Source organism: Nocardia sp. NPDC060220 (assembly GCF_042727815.1).
In the GTDB taxonomy this organism is placed as follows: Bacteria; Actinomycetota; Actinomycetes; order Mycobacteriales; family Mycobacteriaceae; genus Nocardia.
Genome location: NZ_JBHWZY010000044.1, coordinates 1 through 16,194 on the forward strand (window position 1 = coordinate 1; position 16,194 = coordinate 16,194).

Annotated in this window: 17 protein-coding genes and 1 pseudogene; 2 read left to right on the plus strand and 16 right to left on the minus strand. The window is 68.2% G+C overall.

The window, feature by feature from the left end; genetic code table 11:
• Positions 1–384: 30S ribosomal protein S2 (gene rpsB / locus ACFWF3_RS03815; protein WP_379312325.1), on the minus strand; the 384-nt coding region annotated here is incomplete at its 3' end.
• Between the two features lie 1,509 nt (positions 385–1,893).
• Between rpsB and ACFWF3_RS03820 the strand changes: the two genes are divergently transcribed.
• Entirely contained in the window at positions 1,894–2,373 is a 480-nt protein-coding gene (locus ACFWF3_RS03820; protein ID WP_379312326.1) for a M23 family metallopeptidase, read from the plus strand.
• A 61-nt stretch (positions 2,374–2,434) separates the two neighbouring features.
• Positions 2,435–2,947 (plus strand): DUF1990 family protein, encoded by a 513-nt coding sequence (locus tag ACFWF3_RS03825; RefSeq protein ID WP_379312327.1) that lies wholly within the window; start codon positions 2,435–2,437, stop codon positions 2,945–2,947.
• Positions 2,948–2,978: 31 nt separating this feature from the next.
• On the opposite strand, the gene ACFWF3_RS03830 is transcribed toward ACFWF3_RS03825, so the two are convergent.
• The 15 genes and pseudogenes from ACFWF3_RS03830 to ACFWF3_RS03900 form a co-directional block, all read right to left on the minus strand.
• The gene (locus tag ACFWF3_RS03830) at positions 2,979–3,320 is read right to left on the minus strand and encodes a hypothetical protein (protein WP_379312328.1); all 342 of its coding nucleotides are present in this window, start codon (positions 3,318–3,320) and stop codon (positions 2,979–2,981) included.
• Between the two features lie 61 nt (positions 3,321–3,381).
• A complete protein-coding gene (locus tag ACFWF3_RS03835) occupies positions 3,382–3,681 on the minus strand; it encodes a DUF202 domain-containing protein (protein ID WP_379312329.1) in 300 nt (99 codons plus the stop codon).
• Positions 3,678–4,043 (minus strand): YidH family protein, encoded by a 366-nt coding sequence (locus ACFWF3_RS03840; protein WP_379312330.1) that lies wholly within the window; start codon positions 4,041–4,043, stop codon positions 3,678–3,680. The genes ACFWF3_RS03835 and ACFWF3_RS03840 overlap by 4 nt, the downstream gene beginning before the upstream one ends.
• Positions 4,044–4,461: 418 nt before the next feature.
• Positions 4,462–5,385 (minus strand): tyrosine recombinase XerC, encoded by a 924-nt coding sequence (locus ACFWF3_RS03845; protein ID WP_379312331.1) that lies wholly within the window; start codon positions 5,383–5,385, stop codon positions 4,462–4,464.
• A gap of 234 nt (positions 5,386–5,619) precedes the next feature.
• A complete protein-coding gene (gene dprA / locus ACFWF3_RS03850; protein ID WP_379312332.1) occupies positions 5,620–6,801 on the minus strand; it encodes a DNA-processing protein DprA in 1,182 nt (393 codons plus the stop codon).
• A complete protein-coding gene (locus tag ACFWF3_RS03855; protein ID WP_379312333.1) occupies positions 6,798–8,306 on the minus strand; it encodes a YifB family Mg chelatase-like AAA ATPase in 1,509 nt (502 codons plus the stop codon). The genes dprA and ACFWF3_RS03855 overlap by 4 nt, the downstream gene beginning before the upstream one ends.
• On the minus strand, positions 8,306–8,662 hold the full coding sequence (locus ACFWF3_RS03860; protein ID WP_378992197.1) for a YraN family protein: 357 nt from the start codon (positions 8,660–8,662) through the stop codon (positions 8,306–8,308). The genes ACFWF3_RS03855 and ACFWF3_RS03860 overlap by 1 nt, the downstream gene beginning before the upstream one ends.
• Positions 8,663–8,752: 90 nt before the next feature.
• On the minus strand, positions 8,753–9,058 hold the full coding sequence (locus ACFWF3_RS03865; RefSeq protein ID WP_011210678.1) for a DUF2469 domain-containing protein: 306 nt from the start codon (positions 9,056–9,058) through the stop codon (positions 8,753–8,755).
• A 46-nt stretch (positions 9,059–9,104) separates the two neighbouring features.
• The gene (locus ACFWF3_RS03870) at positions 9,105–9,809 is read right to left on the minus strand and encodes a ribonuclease HII (RefSeq protein ID WP_379312334.1); all 705 of its coding nucleotides are present in this window, start codon (positions 9,807–9,809) and stop codon (positions 9,105–9,107) included.
• 124 nt (positions 9,810–9,933) lie between these two features.
• Entirely contained in the window at positions 9,934–10,698 is a 765-nt protein-coding gene (gene lepB / locus ACFWF3_RS03875; protein WP_379312335.1) for a signal peptidase I, read from the minus strand.
• A gap of 86 nt (positions 10,699–10,784) precedes the next feature.
• Positions 10,785–11,126: a 50S ribosomal protein L19 gene (gene rplS, locus ACFWF3_RS03880; RefSeq protein ID WP_071929278.1), complete on the minus strand. Its 342-nt coding sequence runs from the start codon at positions 11,124–11,126 to the stop codon at positions 10,785–10,787.
• Between the two features lie 157 nt (positions 11,127–11,283).
• Positions 11,284–12,162 carry a hypothetical protein gene (locus ACFWF3_RS03885; RefSeq protein ID WP_378992193.1) on the minus strand — a complete coding sequence of 293 codons (879 nt, stop codon included), beginning with the start codon at positions 12,160–12,162 and terminating at the stop codon, positions 11,284–11,286.
• 28 nt (positions 12,163–12,190) lie between these two features.
• Positions 12,191–14,572, minus strand: coding sequence for a Tex family protein (locus ACFWF3_RS03890; protein ID WP_379312336.1), 2,382 nt, complete (start codon positions 14,570–14,572; stop codon positions 12,191–12,193).
• 47 nt (positions 14,573–14,619) lie between these two features.
• On the minus strand, positions 14,620–15,789 hold the full coding sequence (locus tag ACFWF3_RS03895; protein ID WP_379312337.1) for an alpha/beta hydrolase family protein: 1,170 nt from the start codon (positions 15,787–15,789) through the stop codon (positions 14,620–14,622).
• A gap of 110 nt (positions 15,790–15,899) precedes the next feature.
• Positions 15,900–16,194 (minus strand): annotated as a pseudogene (locus tag ACFWF3_RS03900) (AMP-binding protein); the annotation flags it as partial.

The window sequence follows — 16,194 nt, forward strand, 5'->3', positions numbered from 1 at the left end:
ACCCTCGAAGCCACCGGTCTGCTCCATCGCCTCGAGTTCTTTGAGGCGCTGCAGGCGCTTGTGCACGGTGGAGAAGTTGGTGAGCATGCCACCCAGCCAACGCTGGTTGACGTAGGGCATTCCGACGCGCAGCGCCTCGGAAGCGATCGACTCCTGGGCCTGCTTCTTGGTACCGACGAAGAGGACGGTGCCACCGTGGGCGACAGTCTCCTTGACGAACTCGTAGGCCTTGTCGATGAAGGTCAGCGTCTGCTGCAGGTCGATGATGTAGATGCCGTTGCGGTCGGTGAAGATGAACCGCTTCATCTTCGGGTTCCACCGACGAGTCTGGTGGCCGAAGTGCGCGCCGCTGTCGAGCAGCTGCTTCATAGTTACGACAGGCATAGCCTTCGTATCTCTCTTTCGTTGCCGGTTGTCGCAGTCGATCGGCGATCGACTGCCCTGGCGCCACCGAAACCGCCGGACCCGATTCGAAGAATCCGGGACCAGCCGACGATTTCCCTGTTCATCCGCTGGAGAACTCGCGCTGACATGCCCTCGCGGACCGTCTGCATTGCGAGCGACGACCGGATGGACGAGCACGGGTGGCGCGCGAAGTCGGTCCGTGCTGTGCACACGCATTGGCTGCTGAGCACAAACCGCTTGTTCAGTCTACGCGGAGCAGGGCCAGGTCCGAAATCGCCCCTGCGCAACGACCGCCCATTTCGCGAATGAAGTACGCGATATCCACATGCGGGAACGTTGTCCACATTCCCGAAATCGTTGTCCCGGTGGGGTTGTCCGGCGCCCAGAGTTGGGGCATGAACACTGTGACACGCACCCTGATCACTACATTTCCGCTGCTCTTCGCGGCGGGGGTCGCTGCCGCACCGGCCGCGGCACACCCTGAGAGCGGTGCTCCACCCGCAGCTCGACCTTCCGCTACCGACGTCGCACCAACGGTCCCACACCCCATCGACCCATCGCCGATATGCGCCGGTGGCGGGGCACGCGGGGCCGTGGTCCTGGCCCACCCGTCCGAGCGGGTCGGCCAGGCGACTCGCCCATCGCAGCATGCGGCCGCGCCCGGCACGGTGCCGACAGCGCCGCCCGCGCCCAACCCACAGAACGCGCCCACCTCGACAGGCCGACCAGCGGCGGCCGCTGTTCCCGTTTCGATCATCCTCGCAGCGGCGGTAGCTGTGGAACTCCCGCCGAGGCCGGCGATGGAAGGTGCGCGCAGGAGTGGTTCGCCTGTCCAGCCGCCGGAGCGCCCGTCCGACGCCGTCTCGTGCGGCCGGGAATCGAATGTGGTTCCGGTGACCGTGCCCCGACGGGAACTCGTTCCCGCTCCTGTCCCGGTGCAGGTGACGGTTCACGATTTCGGACCCGCGCCGGCACGACCGCAGGGTATGGACCCGAGTGCCGGGGCTCGGTCGGAGATAGGGATCAGGGTGCTGGCCGGAGGCGGGAACGGGTCGGCGGCGCAGCTGCCCGCGGTTCTGCGGGAGATGTTGCGGTCGCTGGCGGCGCAGCAGCGGGTGCCGACACCACGACCGCACCGCTGAGGCCTCGATGTTCGCGACCCTCGACGGTGGGCTGAAGATAGCGGGCCGCGTTGTTCGGCCCGGTTGGCCCCGACCCCGCTCCACAGCGTGGCCGGCTGGCGCCAATCGGCCCGGTCGGTCTGACGCCGTGGCGTGGTCGACGAACCGAGCACCCCGTCATCGACCTCGACCTGACGCCATCACATCAGCGACCCGCCTGTACCGGGTCGACCAGCCCTGGCCCGGCTGTGATGCGTGGTCGGCGGCACCCGATCGTGGCCGGCGTCCTCTCATTCCCGAGCAGCTGCGACGCGCGGCGCTTCGGGTGCGGTCGATTTTCCGGGGAGTACTCGGGGTCGTCTGTCCGGTGGCCATTGTGCTCAGTGGCGCGGTACCGGCCGATGCGGCGGAAGCGGGGCCGTTCGGTTGGCCGTTGCGGCCGCGGCCGGCGGTAGAGCACCGGTTCGACAAGCCGGAGCGGAATTGGCTGCCGGGGCATCGGGGGGTGGATCTGGCGGGTACCGCCGGGCAGACGGTGCTGGCGGCGGGGGACGGCATCGTGGTGTTCGCGGGGGAAGTGGCGGGCAAACCCGTGGTGTCCATCGATCATCCAGGCGGCTTGCGCACCACGTATGAACCGGTGACGGCGAAGGTCGCGGTGGGAAGCCGGGTGGTCAGGGGTACGGCGATCGGCACGCTGGTGACCGGACACGAGGGGTGTCCGGTCGCCGCGTGCCTGCACTGGGGAGCCCGCCGTGAGTCCGGTGCCCACAACCGGCGCGAGTACGTCGACCCGCTCGGACTCCTGCACGAGGTGCCGGTCCGGCTGAAACCGTTGGATCCGTGATGTGACGAAACGCTCCGCCACCCCGCACCTATGACAGCCCGGAGCGGACGAGAATCGAGGTGTGTCCGAGAAATCAGCGCCTTTCACCTATCCCGACGTGGGCGCCACCCGCGCCACGATGCCCGACGGGTACCACCGGTTCCGGAATCGGCGGCCGATCGGCCACGGCCGCGATCTGTTCGAGCGCGCGGCCGCCCACATTCTCGACTTCGGAATTCAGAAGGGCGTCGGCACCTTTCGCGGCGCCGATACCGAAACCGCGCAGCCCGGAACCGAGTTGACCGTCGTCCTCCGCATCGGGCCAGTGAACATCAGCGCGCCCTGCCGCGTCGTCTACGTCCTCGACGAACCCGACCGCCGAGGTTTCGCCTACGGCACCCTGCCGGGACACCCCGAGGTCGGCGAGGAACTGTTCGCCGTCGAATACGACCCGACCGACGACACCGTCTACGGCCTGATCACCGCCTTCTCCCAGCCGGGTGCCTGGTACGTCCGTCTCGGCGGACCCGTCGCCCGGCTGGTCCAGCGCTGGTTCACCCACCGCTACCTGAACACTCTGCCCACCAACAACTGACGTCGCAGCCCGGCCCGCCCGGGTACGGCCGTCAGAGCAGCGCGGCCAGCGCGTCGGCTTCGGCGCTCAACCGATCGCGGCGATCGATCGCGCCGAGTCGGTCGTAGTCAGATGCCGCGCAACGTCTTTCGTCGATCTCCCGACGGACGATCGCTTCGATCTCGACCTCGGTGAGGTCGCGGCGAACGGCCTCGGCCGCACCGAGGCCGACTGTGCTTTCCTCCATGGCGCCGGCTCGTACGTCACCGGCATCGATCGCCTCCGCGTTGTCGATCGCCGCCAACGCCGAACGCAGCGCCGTGACCGCACCGAGGTCACGGGCCTTCATCGCAGTTTTCAACGCGGCGCGCAGCCGCTCGCGCAGGGAAGTCACGTCCACCACAGTATTTCTGACGACGCCCCCGGTGCCGAGTACATCGCAGGGCGAGCGCGCGCTACCCGTTGAGCACTACGGTGACTGCCGCGATGAGGGCGACGGTAGCAACGGCGAGGGTGGTGGTCGCGATGAATCGGTGCGCGGTGCCAGAGTGTCCGCGATCGAGTGCGCGGCCGCGCGACCAGCCGACTCCGGCCACGAGCAGGGCGACCGTGGCGGCGGCGAGCGGGACCGGCCATGCCGGCCAACCGTCGACAGTCGCCTCGTGCACGAAGAGCAGCGCGCAGCCGGCTGCTCCGAGAGAGGTGCGTCGCCAAGCCAGAGCGGTGCGCTCCATCGCCAGGGTCGGTGCGGTCACGACAGCACGACCGCCACACAGGCGAGCACGGCGACGATCGCGATACCGGCCGACAACACGGGAACCAGGACCGTTCCTGGCAACGGTCGCCCGGTCCGCATCGCGAGATCGACCCGCCGCCAGTGCCGGAAGGCAGCGAGCGCGACGGCCAGCGCCATGATCAGGCAGATCATCGAGATGGCACCGGCGAATCCGGCCAGCAGAGTCGGCTGCACGAGGGTGTGCACCGCGACGCCGCCGGCGAGCAGACCGATCGCGGTCCTGATCCACGCCAGAAACGTCCGCTCGTTGGCGAGGGTGAACCGATAGTCGACCTCCTCCTCGCCGTCGTCCGATTCGGCCCCGACCTCGGGCAACGTCACGACCACCACCTCCTGCCCCCATCATGCGCTACCCCGATCCACCCACGGATGATCCGCACGAGCGCGGCGCCGATCAGGTTGTCGCCGCTGATCTGTGCGGTGCCGGCGCGGCGCCGATCGTGCGCACTCCGTGACAAGGACGCGCGCGGGTTCCCCGCCCTCCGCGAAACTCCCGGAGTGGCACTGTTCCGGGAGCCGACTTCCCAGACCGGACACGAGAATCGCCACGTTGCGGGCCAGACCGAGGTCACCTGCCGACGGGTGGGATCGGGCGTAAAACCGCCCCAAGGCGACCGGTCGCCGGGTGGGCCGGCCGCTGACCGCTCGAGTCGCTCGGCCGCGCACGGGACCTGGCCGAGAACCCACTCGACACGATCAGCTATCGAAGTCGACCGGGCCGAAGACCGACTCGACACAGTCAGGCTCGGGGGTGGGCCTGGTCGTGGACTCGTTTGAGGCGTTCTACGGAGACGTGGGTGTAGAGCTGGGTGGTTGCCATGCTGGCGTGACCGAGGAGTTCCTGGACGACGCGCAGGTCGGCGCCGCCTTCGAGGAGGTGGGTGGCGGCGCTGTGGCGGAGGCCGTGCGGGCCCATGTCGGGAGCGCCGGGGATCGCGGCGATGACGTCGTGGACGACGGCACGCGCTTGGCGCTGGTCGAGGCGGCGACCGCGCTGGCCGAGGAACAAGGCGCGGCCCGAGTTGCTGTTGACCAGCGACGGCCGACCCGCCCGGAGCCAGCCCTCGAGCGCGGTGTCGGCCGGACCACCGAACGGTACCGAGCGCTCCTTGTTGCCCTTGCCGAGCACACGCACCAGACGACGCTCCCGGTCGATGTCGTCGAGATCGAGACCGCACAGCTCGCTGACACGAATCCCGGTGGCGTACAACAACTCCACCACCAGCCGATCCCGTAGCGCCATCGGATCCTGCTGCGCCGCCCCGGATTCCGCCGCGACCATGGCCTGTTCGGCCTGACCACGCCCGAGCACCGCGGGCAACACGCGATGGGCTTTCGGAGCCTGCAGGCGCAGCCCCGGGTCGACACCGAGCCGCCCGGTCTCGGTCAGCCACGCGGTGAAAGTCCTTGCCGCCGATGCCCGCCGAGCCAGGGTCGTCCGGGCCACCCCCGCCACCGCCAGCTCGGCCAACCACGACCGCAGCAACGGCAGATCCAGCTCCCGCACCGCCGAATCCGCCGACCGCGCGTACAGATGCTCGAGCAACGACCGCACATCCCCCAGATACGCCCGCACCGTATGCGCCGACCGATTCCGGCCCAACCGCAGATGCCGCCCGAACTCGGTGAGCAACGCGGTCAGGTCATCAGGCAACACATCCATGACCCAACCGTCACCCTTCCCGGTCCCCCACGCAACCCACCACGCCGCCGAGCCGACCGAACGGTCCGCTCCCCCGTACTGCTCGTCTTCGCACCGTCGCCGCCCGGCCTGCGAAGCACTCAGTCCCGATCCCACTCGACCATTGCCGCGCACGTCGATGTCCACACGTCACGCGACCTGCGCTCGCCTGAAACGTCGATGTCCACACCTCACCCCCGCTGGACGCCCACCGTGTCAGCTGGCCCGTCGACTGGATGTCCGAAACCAGCCACCGGAATCGCAGCCGACCAGTTCGGCGAGCTCCAGGCTCGGCAGGACCGCTCGAACCGTGGCCAGGTCCAAGCCGGACTGCTGAGACAGTTCGCGAGGTAGACGCGAGCCGATGGTGGGTAGAGCCGCGTAGATCTCAGCTTCAGCACCGCGCAGGTGGCCGGCGCGGTCCGTCGAGCCACCTGCGCTGACAGGGAGGCGGAGGGGACCCGCTTCGTCGATGATGTCTTCGGCTCGGGTTACCAGAAGCGCCTCGCCGTCTCTGATCATGCGATGACAGCCTGTCGAGGAGGCCGACCCGACCGGCCCCGGCACAGCCATGGCCGGCCTGCCCAGTCTGCGGGCCCATTTCACGGTGTTGCGAGCGCCGCTGCGCAGCCCTGCCTCGACCACCAGAACCCCGTCCCCGAGCGTCGCGATCAACCGGTTCCTCGCCAGGAACTGATGTTTCTGCGCCGAGATGCCCGGCGGGTATTCGCTGACGACCAGACCACTGTCGGCGATGGCGGCGAGCAGGCGGTCGTGCTGCGCCGGATAGGGGCGGTCGACACCGCAGGCGAGGACGGCGACGGTGGTTCCACCGACGGCGAGGGCCGCCCGGTGCGCCGCCGCGTCGATGCCGAAGGCCGCTCCGGAGACGATCGTCCAGCCCCGGCCTGCCAGGTCGCACGCGATCTCGCTCGCCACCTGCAACCCGTATCCACTGCTACACCGCGAACCGACCACCGCGACAGCACGTTCGGACGCGGCGTGGAGCGAGAGGGGACCCCGCGCCCACAGCACCAGCGGCACCGCCGCCTCGCGATCACGCTCGCTGTCGAGTTGATCGAGTCCGAGCATCCGCCAGCCCGGCCATTCCTCGTCGTCGGGAGTGATCACCCGCCCGCCCAGACGAGCAATCGTCTCCAGATCCGCTGCTGCCGAGTCGATCTCACGCCGCATCGCGGTGGGACCACGCAGCGCCGCGGGCAACTCGTGCTCACGGACAGCACGCGCGGCCTCGCACACCCCGACCGAGGCGATCAAGGCCGACAGTGGCGCACACGGCCCCTGCACCACCCGCGACAGGTACACCCAGGCGAGTCGGCGCTCGTCCGGATCACCGTAGAGATCCACCACGTCGCCGACCGCACGCGATTCGCTCATTGCGCACCTCGCTGCCGGAAGTTCAACGACGACATCACATCCTGCACCGTGGGCAGCTCCCCTTCGCGCAGGTCGCAGACCGTCCAGGCGACCCGGATGGCCCGGTCGGCGCCACGGGCCGACATGCGCCCCAGCCGTAAGGCCGTCTCGATCGGCGCGATCGATTCCCGCGGCAACGTGAATCGCTTCCGCAGAATGTGGCCCGGCACTTCGGCATTGGTCGCCCACCCGTCCTCGCTCCACCGCTGCGCCGCGCGAGCTCGCGCCCGGGCCACGCGTTCGGCCACCGTGCTGCTGCTCTCGGCCTGTTCGTCGCCGAACGTCGCACCGGCCTGCCCGTGCATCTGGACCCAGATATCGATGCGGTCGAGCAACGGCCCCGATAGTTTGCCCAGGTAGCGGCGTCGTGCCAGTGGCGCGCAGATGCAGTCCACATCGCGTGCCGGAGCGCACGGACAGGGATTGGCCGCCAAGACCAGCTGGAAGCGGGCCGGGTACCGGGCAACGCCGTCGCGCCGGGCGATACGCACTTCCCCCTCTTCGAGCGGAGTCCGCAGTGCCTCCAGGACTTTGGTGCCGATCTCGGCGCATTCGTCGAGGAACAGAACCCCGCGATGGGCCCGGCTGACCGCGCCGGGACGGGCCATGCCGGAACCACCGCCGATCATGGCGGTGACCGACGTCGAATGATGCGGCGCGACAAAGGGAGCCAATGTGAGCAACGGCTGCTCGGCCGACAGCGATCCCGCCATCGAATGGATCGCGGTCACCTCCAGCGATTCCGCTTCCGACAGCGGTGGCAGCAGTCCCGGAAGACGTTGTGCCAACATCGTTTTGCCGATCCCGGGCGGCCCGGTGAGCAGCAGATGGTGTCCGCCTGCCGCAGCGACCTCCAGCGCCCAGCGCGCCTCGTCCTGTCCGACGACATCGCTGAGGTCACCGCACGGGACCTGCGTCCCCGGCACGACGCCGTCGGGTTCGAGCAGCTGGCCCTCCCCGCGCAGCCAGGCCACCACTGCCCGCAGACTCGTCGCCCCGAGCACCTCGATCCCCTCGACCAGCCCTGCTTCGGCCACCGCCTCGGCGGGCACGACCACCGTGGGCAGCCCGGCCCGACGGGCCGCGATCACCGCGGGCAGCACCCCGCGCACCCGCCGTACCCGACCGTCGAGCGCCAACTCGCCGAGCAGCACCGTTTTCACCAGCCGCTCGCCGGGCACCGCCCCGGAAGCGTCGAGCACGGAAACCGCCAGCGCGAGGTCGTAGACACTGCCCACTTTCGGCAGCGTCGCAGGCGAGAGGGCCAGGATCACCCGGCCGTCCGGCCACTTCTCCCCCGTGTTGGCCACCGCCGAACGCACCCGATTACGCGATTCCTGCAGGGCGGTATCGGGCAGACCGACCAGATTCACCGAGGGCAGACCCTGACCGATGTCGGCCTCGATCTCCACCAGCTGCCCGTCGACCCCCGTCACCGCGACCGACAGCGCCCGTCCGAGCGCCATCAGAACGCGCCGGTCAGATGTTCGATGACCGGCCCGCGACCCCGCGGCATCAGCACCGACACGACGTCGAAGCGGATGCGCCGCCACGGCCCGTCCTGTTCGGCCAGCCACAGCAGCGCCAGCCGGCGGATGCGCTGCTGCTTGCTGAAAGTGACCGACTCGGCCGGAGTTCCGAACCCCAGCCCCGACCGCGTCTTCACCTCGACGAACGCGGTGATCGACGGGTCCTGGACGATCAGGTCCAGCTCACCGTATCGACACCGCCAATTGCGGGCGACGATCTCCATCCCCGACTCGCACAGATACTGCGCGGCCAGCTTCTCCCCGTACGCGCCGAGCGCCTGTTTGTGTGCCATGAGCGAAAGCATGGCCACAGACGCTCACGTGACTATCCCCGCGACCTGGGCAAACAGAAATCCTGTGGATAACCGCGCCCCTGTGGACAACTACTCCGGCAGGCGCAGGTCCGGCTTCTCCAGCTCCTCGATGTTCACGTCCTTGAACGTGATCACCCGCACGTGCTTGACGAACCGTGCCGGGCGGTACATATCCCACACCCACGCATCGCTCATCCGCACTTCGAAATACACCTCGCCGTCGGCGTTCTGCGGACGCAGCTCGACCGAATTGGCCAGGTAGAAGCGCCGTTCGGTCTCCACCACGTACGAGAACTGGCCGACGATGTCCTTGTACTCGCGGTACAACGACAGTTCCATCTCGGTTTCGTACTTCTCGAGGTCCTCAGCACTCATCGGGTGGGACGTCCTCCTGCTAGCAGCGCCGCGTTCATTGGTGACATCATCGCGCATGTGCCGCACGAGTAGCCACTCGGCTACCTCCGGGCACCTCGAGCTCGCGCACATTCCGCCAGGAACGGCGGTGTTCTGTGCTCGGTCCGAGCTGCCGCAGGGCGGCGGTGTGCTCGGGCGTGTTGTAGCCCTTGTGCGCGGCGAAACCGTAGCCGGGTAGCTGGGCGTCGAGCTCGACCATCATCCGGTCCCTGGTCACCTTCGCCAGGATGCTCGCGGCCGCGATGCAGGCCGCGGTGCCGTCGCCGCCGATCACCGGCAGCGACGGTGCGGGCAGGCCGGGCACCTTGAATCCGTCGGTCAGGATGTAGCCGGGGGTGCGTTCGAGGCCGACGACGGCTCGGCGCATGCCCTCGATATTGGCGACGTGGATCCCGATCGAGTCGATCTCCCACGCAGGTACCACCACGACGCTCCAGGCCAGCGACAACCGCTGAACCACCGGGAACAGCTCCTCACGAGCCGCCTCCGTGAGTTTCTTGGAGTCGTCGAGCCCGGCGAGCTTGTCGTAGGCCTTGGGCGCGAGCAGGCACGCGGCGACCACCAGCGGACCCGCGCTGGGTCCGCGCCCCGCCTCGTCGACACCGGCCACCGGCGCGAGGCCACCGCGCACGAGCGCGGCTTCGAGCGTGCGTAGTCCCGCCGCCCGGCGCATCACCATCCGCGGCGGCCAGCTGGTCCGATCCTGCCCCACAGTTCGATTGTCCCGTCGCGTCAGTTCGACTGGGTGTTCCGGGTGCGCGTTCGCCCCGGAACACCCCTGCTCAACGTGTCAGTTCTCTTGCGCGTTCTGGCCCAGAACACTCGTCCTCATCGCGTTAGTTCTCCTGCGCGTTCTGAGTCTTCACCGGGCCCATCCGGTTCGGCGGCCAGATCTTGAACACCGTTTTGCCGCGGACGTTGTCCACCGGCACGGTGCCCTGTAGATCGTCGCTGACGTGGGCGCGCGAATCAGCCGACTCGTTGCGGTTGTCGCCCATCACCCACAGATTGCCCTCCGGCACCTTCACCGGGCCGAACACCCGGCCCGCCGGGTACACGGCGTTGGGACGGTCGGTGTACCAGGGGTAGTCCTTCTTGATGTACGGCTCGTCGAGCGGTTTGCCGTCGACCATCACGCGACCCTGCGGATCACAACACTGCACGGTTTGCCCGCCGACCGCGATCACGCGCTTGACCAGATCGTTCTCGTCCGGCGGGACCAGCCCGAAGTAGGACAGGAAGTTCTGCAGACCGCGCACGACAGTGTTGTCCGAACGCACCGACTTGTAGTGCCCGTTCCACGACGGCGGTCCGACGAACACCACCACGTCGCCCGGTCCGGGTTCGGAGCCGTAATAGCTGATCTTCTGGACGTAGATGCGATCACCGATCAGCAGCGTGTTCTCCATCGACTGCGAGGGGATCACATACGGCCGACCGACGAAAGTCACCATCAACGCGGCGATCACCGCTGCGATCACGACGAGTATCGGCAGCTCCTGCCAGAACGGGCGCTGCTTCTTGTCGCCGCGCTTTTTTCTGCGCCGCCCACCTTCGTCACCCGAATCGGACACCGACACCGACTCACTTTCGTCTGCCACGCCGAACAGAGTAGCCCGGCACCCTGACGTGAGTCGGGTACCGGGCTACCTGAAGAATTCTGGTACTGCGAAGTGCTACTGCGAGATCAGCGCTTTTCCTTGATCTTGGCAGCCTTGCCGCGCAGGTCGCGCAGGTAGTACAGCTTGGCGCGACGCACGTCACCGCGGGTCACGACATCGATGTGGTCGATGTTGGGGCTGTGCACGGGGAAGGTGCGCTCGACACCGACGCCGAAGGACACCTTGCGGACCGTGAAGGTCTCGCCGATGCCGCCGCCGTGACGCCGGATCACGACGCCCTTGAAGACCTGGATGCGCTCCTTCGAGCCTTCGATGACCTTCACGTGCACGTTCAGGGTGTCGCCCGGACGGAAGTCGGGGACGTCGCTACGCAGCGACTTCTCGTCGACGAAATCAAGGGTGTTCATTTTCCACCTTTTCGGATTCTTTGCGTGAACAGAGGAACCTGGCGGCACTCGCGCGCTCGACCGGTTCATGCTCAGAACAGGAGTGCTCTCGGACATGACTCGTCCAAGGCAACCGGTTCATTGTGCCAGACCGGGTAGCCCTGATCGAAATCGGGCCTCACTGCTCGTCGGTCTGGTCGGTTCGGCGGCGCGGCAGCAGGTGCGGATGCGGCGGCGGTGCCGAGGGCGCCGGGACGACGGTACGCGCCAACTCCGCCTCGGCGGCCGTACGCGCGTGCTCGACGTCGGGCTTGCCCGCGATCAGGTCCTGGATGAAGATCTTCGCGCGGATGACCGGGCGACGGTAGCGCCGCTCCCGCGCGACCGCGCGGTTCATGGTCTTGGGCCGGTGACCGTAGCGCCAACGTGCCCACGGGGCGCCCGGCCTGCTCAAGCGCACCGCGCCGACCAGCAGCAGCGGCGTGAAGAACATGCCGAACAGCCCGGTCCAGATCTTGCCCTTGGCGATCACGATCGCGGCGAGCACCAGATTCACCGTGATCGTGATCACCACCCCGACCCGCACCCCGACACCGCGCGATGCCCGGAAGTCGTCGTAGTCCAGAAACGTCGCCGGTTGGACGCCGAGCAGGAGCAGACCGGTCACGGCGAAGGCGACGAAGACGGCGTCCACCGAGGTTCGGCCCTGCTCGGACCAGTAGACATCACGCAGATAGAAGATCAGCGCGAACTCGTCGAGTACCAGCGCGGCGCCGATCCCGAAGATCGCGGCCAGCACGCTCGAGGTGACCTGGGTGGAGTCCTCGGCGGTGGCGATCAGCCCGATGCCCGACAGCAGCACGGTGATCACGCCGAACACCATGTGGTGGATGTGGGTGTCGCCGGCTTTCACATTGCCCGGCCACCAGCGCACATTGGCCCGGATCATCCGCACACTCACCCGGATCACCACGAAACCGAGGATGAACCCCAGCAGGAAACAGAGCAGGGGCAGGCGGCCGTGCGCGATCACCGCTTCCTCGAGCCACCGTCGCATGCCGCCCGCCCTGTCGTCGAGTTGCTACCTACTTGTTGCCGAAACCAGCCGCGCGCAGGGCGTCTGCCATCGAACCGCTCGGTGCCGCAGCCTGCTTGCGCTGGTTACCGCCGCCGTTGCCCTGACGCCCCTGTCCCTGGTTGCGGGCAGGTGCCGGACCACGACCGCCTTGCTGTCCACGACCCTGACCGCGCGGCGCGCCACCCCCACGATTGTCCTCCTGCGCGGGCTTGCCCGGCTCGTCATCGAGCCGCAGGGTGAGCCCGATCCGCTGACGGGCGACGTCGACCTCGAGAACCTTCACCTTCACCACGTCACCGGACTTCACCACTTCGCGCGGATCCTTGACGAAGGTGTGCGACAGCGCCGACACGTGCACGAGACCGTCCTGATGGACGCCGACATCGACGAACGCGCCGAACGCGGCCACATTCGTCACGACGCCCTCGAGCACCATCCCGGGCTTCAGGTCGGCGACCTTCTCGATGCCCGCGGCGAACTCGGCGGTCTTGAATTCCGGACGCGGGTCGAGGCCCGGCTTCTCCAGCTCGGCGATGATGTCGCTGACGGTGGGCACACCGAACTTCTCGTCGGTGAAGTCGCCGGGCTTCAACGCGCGCAGAGTGCTGGTGTTGCCGATGACCTCGGCCATCTCCCGGCCGGTGTGCTCGAGAATGCGGCGCACCACCGGATAGGCCTCGGGGTGCACGGCGGAGGTGTCCAGCGGATCGGCACCGCCGCGGATACGCAGGAAGCCCGCGCACTGTTCGAAAGCCTTCGGCCCCAGGCGCGGAACCTCGAGCAGGGCCTTGCGGCTGTTGAATGGCCCGTTCTGATCACGGTGGGCCACAATGCTTTCCGCCACCGACGAGGAAACACCCGACACGCGCGAGAGCAACGGCACCGAAGCCGTGTTCACGTCGACACCGACGGCGTTCACCGCGTCTTCGACGACCGCGCCCAGCGAGCGCGCGAGCAGCGTCTCGGATACGTCGTGCTGGTACTGGCCGACGCCGATCGACTTCGGATCGATCTTCACCAGTTCGGCGAGCGGGTCCTGCAGACGCCGGGCGATGGAGACCGCGCCGCGCAGCGACACGTCCATGTCGGGCAATTCGGCCGAGGCGTAGGCCGATGCGGAATACACCGAGGCGCCCGCCTCCGACACCACGATCTTGGTCGGCTTGTTCTCCGGAATCCGCGAGATCAGTTCCACCGCGAGGGCATCGGTCTCGCGCGAGGCGGTGCCGTTGCCGATGGCGATGAGCTCCACACCGAAGCGGGCGACGAGCGCGGCCAGCACCGCGAGGGACTTCTCGGTCTGCCCCTGCGGCTTGTGCGGGTAGATCACCTCGGTCGCGACGGCCTTACCCGTGGCGTCGACGACGGCGACCTTCACACCGGTGCGGTAACCGGGGTCGAGGCCCATGGTGGTGCGGGTGCCCGCGGGTGCGGCGAGCAACAGGTCGCGCAGGTTCGCGGCGAACACGTCGACCGCGTCCTTCTCGGCCGCCTGCCGTAACCGCATCCTGGTGTCGATACCCAGGCTCACGGCGAGCTTGGTGCGCCAGGCCCAGCGGACGGTGTCGAGCAGCCAGGAATCGGCCGGACGGCCCTTGTCGGCGATGCCGAACGTGACCGCGATGCGGCCCTCGTAGAGGGTGCGCTCGCCGGGTGCCGGTTCGTCGGTGTCGGCTTCGAGATGCAGTGTGAGCATCTCCTCCTTCTCCCCGCGCAGCAGCGCCAGGATCCGGTGCGAGGGCAGCTTGTGGAAGGGCTCGCTGAACTCGAAGTAGTCGGAGAACTTGGCTCCCGCCTCCTCCTTGCCCGCGCGCACCGTGGAGGTGATCTGGCCGCGTTTCCACATCAGCTCACGCAGCTCACCGACCAGGTCGGCGTCTTCGGCGAAGCGTTCGACCAGGATCGAGCGGGCGCCGTCGAGCTGTTCGGCGGTGTAGGCGGCCGGATCGGTACCCGGGTCGCCGATCAGCGCGTCGGCCACCGGCTCGTGTCCGGCTTCGCGCGCGATCTGCGCCTTGGTGCGGCGCTTGGGCTTGTACGGCAGGTAGATGTCTTCCAGGCGCGCCTTGGTCTCGGCGAGCATGAGCTGCGAGTGCAGAGTGGGATCGAGTTTGCCCTGGCCGCGAATGGATTCGATGATCGCGCCGCGGCGCTCGTCGAGCTCACGCAGATACCCGAGCCGTTCCTCGAGCTGGCGCAACTGGGCATCGTCGAGGCCGTCGGTGACCTCTTTGCGGTAGCGCGCGATGAACGGAACCGTCGAACCACCGTCGAGCAGTTCGACGGCGGCGCGGACCTGGGTCTCGCGCACCCCCAGTTCATCGGCGATCCGCCTGCCTACGCTGGCGATGGTGGTCGTGCTGTCGGCGATCTCGGGCGCTGTCGTCACAGCCGCAGAGACTACAGCTCATGACCGACACCGCGCTGGCACCCAGGTCAGCGGATTGTCCGCACCTCGGGTTCGGTGATCGGGCGATCCAGCACGGTGTCGGTGCGTTCGCGCAGGAATTTGTCGAACATCGCCGCGACGTAGCCCCGCACGAGCGACGCCATGCGATCCGGATCGATGGCGCCGAGGTAGGTCGACGCGGCGGGCCGGGCGACGGCGGGTACCAGCGACGGCATGTCGGTGAAGTCGTAGTGCGCCGAATCCGCTATGGCCAGATGACGTTTCCAGCCGGTGGCCCCCTGCCAGAACGCGTCGAGGGACGGATTCGCATCCCCGACGTCCTCGATCTGATCGCTGGTCAGGACCAGGGTGGGCCGGTCGACGCCCTCGGTCACCGCGCGGCCGAACGCCTCGTCCACTCCGATCTGTCCGTCCATGTCGACGGCCGCGTCGATGCGGCGGTCCTCGTGCATGGCCTCGACGGCGGTGTACCCGCCCGACGAATGTCCGACGGCGCCGATCCGGTTCAGGTCGAGCACCCGCCCCAGATCGGCGGGTAGGGGGTCGGATTCGGCATCGGGGTTGGTCCCCGCGGCCAGCCCGGCGAGGGAGTCGAGCACGAACCGGAGATCGAGCAGCCGTGCGGCGATGTACTTCTCGCGGATCGCGGTGTCGAAGCCGTTGGGCGCCGGGGCGGGCCGCACGAGCCGGCCGCCGGGGAACTCGACGGCCGGACCGGTTTCATAGGTGTGATCGATGGTCACCACCACATAGCCGCGCGAGGCCAGGTCCTCGGCGAGCCCGGTGCCCAGAATCCGCGAGACACCGGCGCCGGGGGTGTACAGCACGACCGGGTAGGCGCCCGCCGCCTGCGCGGGCGCCTCCCGGTGGGCGTGAGTCAGGGCGCCGGGCAGCTCGATGCCGAGTTCGTCCTCCAGTCCGGGGATCAGTTCGGTCGACGCGTAATGCGCACGCGGGTAGCGATTCACCTCGGTCGCCGGGTAGAACACCGAGACCATCAGTTCCCTCGACCGGTCGGGCTGGAACGGATCCGGCCGTGCGTCGTCGACCAGGTGCAGCGTCGTGGCGCCGACCGGCAGAGTTGCACTGGGACTCGGGAGAACGCCGACCCCACCCGGCCCGGCGCCGGCACCACCCGCACTCGACGCGACCAGCGCGCAGACCGACATCGACACCACCACTGCACGACGGAACACCGTCTCCCCCATCACTGTCCAGTACCATCCCGAACGCCCGACCGTCGCGAACACGCTAGCAACAAGCACTGGTGCCCGCGACGGATCGAGCCAGGGTGCGTTCCAGCCACTCAGCCGAGGATGTCCCTGGCAAGTTCGCGCATCTCGGCCTTGCGTACCTTGCCGGTGACCGTCATCGGGAACTCGTCGACCACGTGCACATAGCGCGGGATCTTGTAGTGAGCCAGGCGTCCGGCGCAGAAGGTGCGGACGGTGTCGGCGTCGAGGGGTTTCGCGCCCTCACGGAGACGGAGCCAGACCATGAGCTCCTCACCGTATTTGGCGTCCGGGACACCGATGACCTGGGCGTCGACGACATCGGGGTGGGTGTAGAGGAACTCCTCAATCTCGCGGGGGTAGATGTTC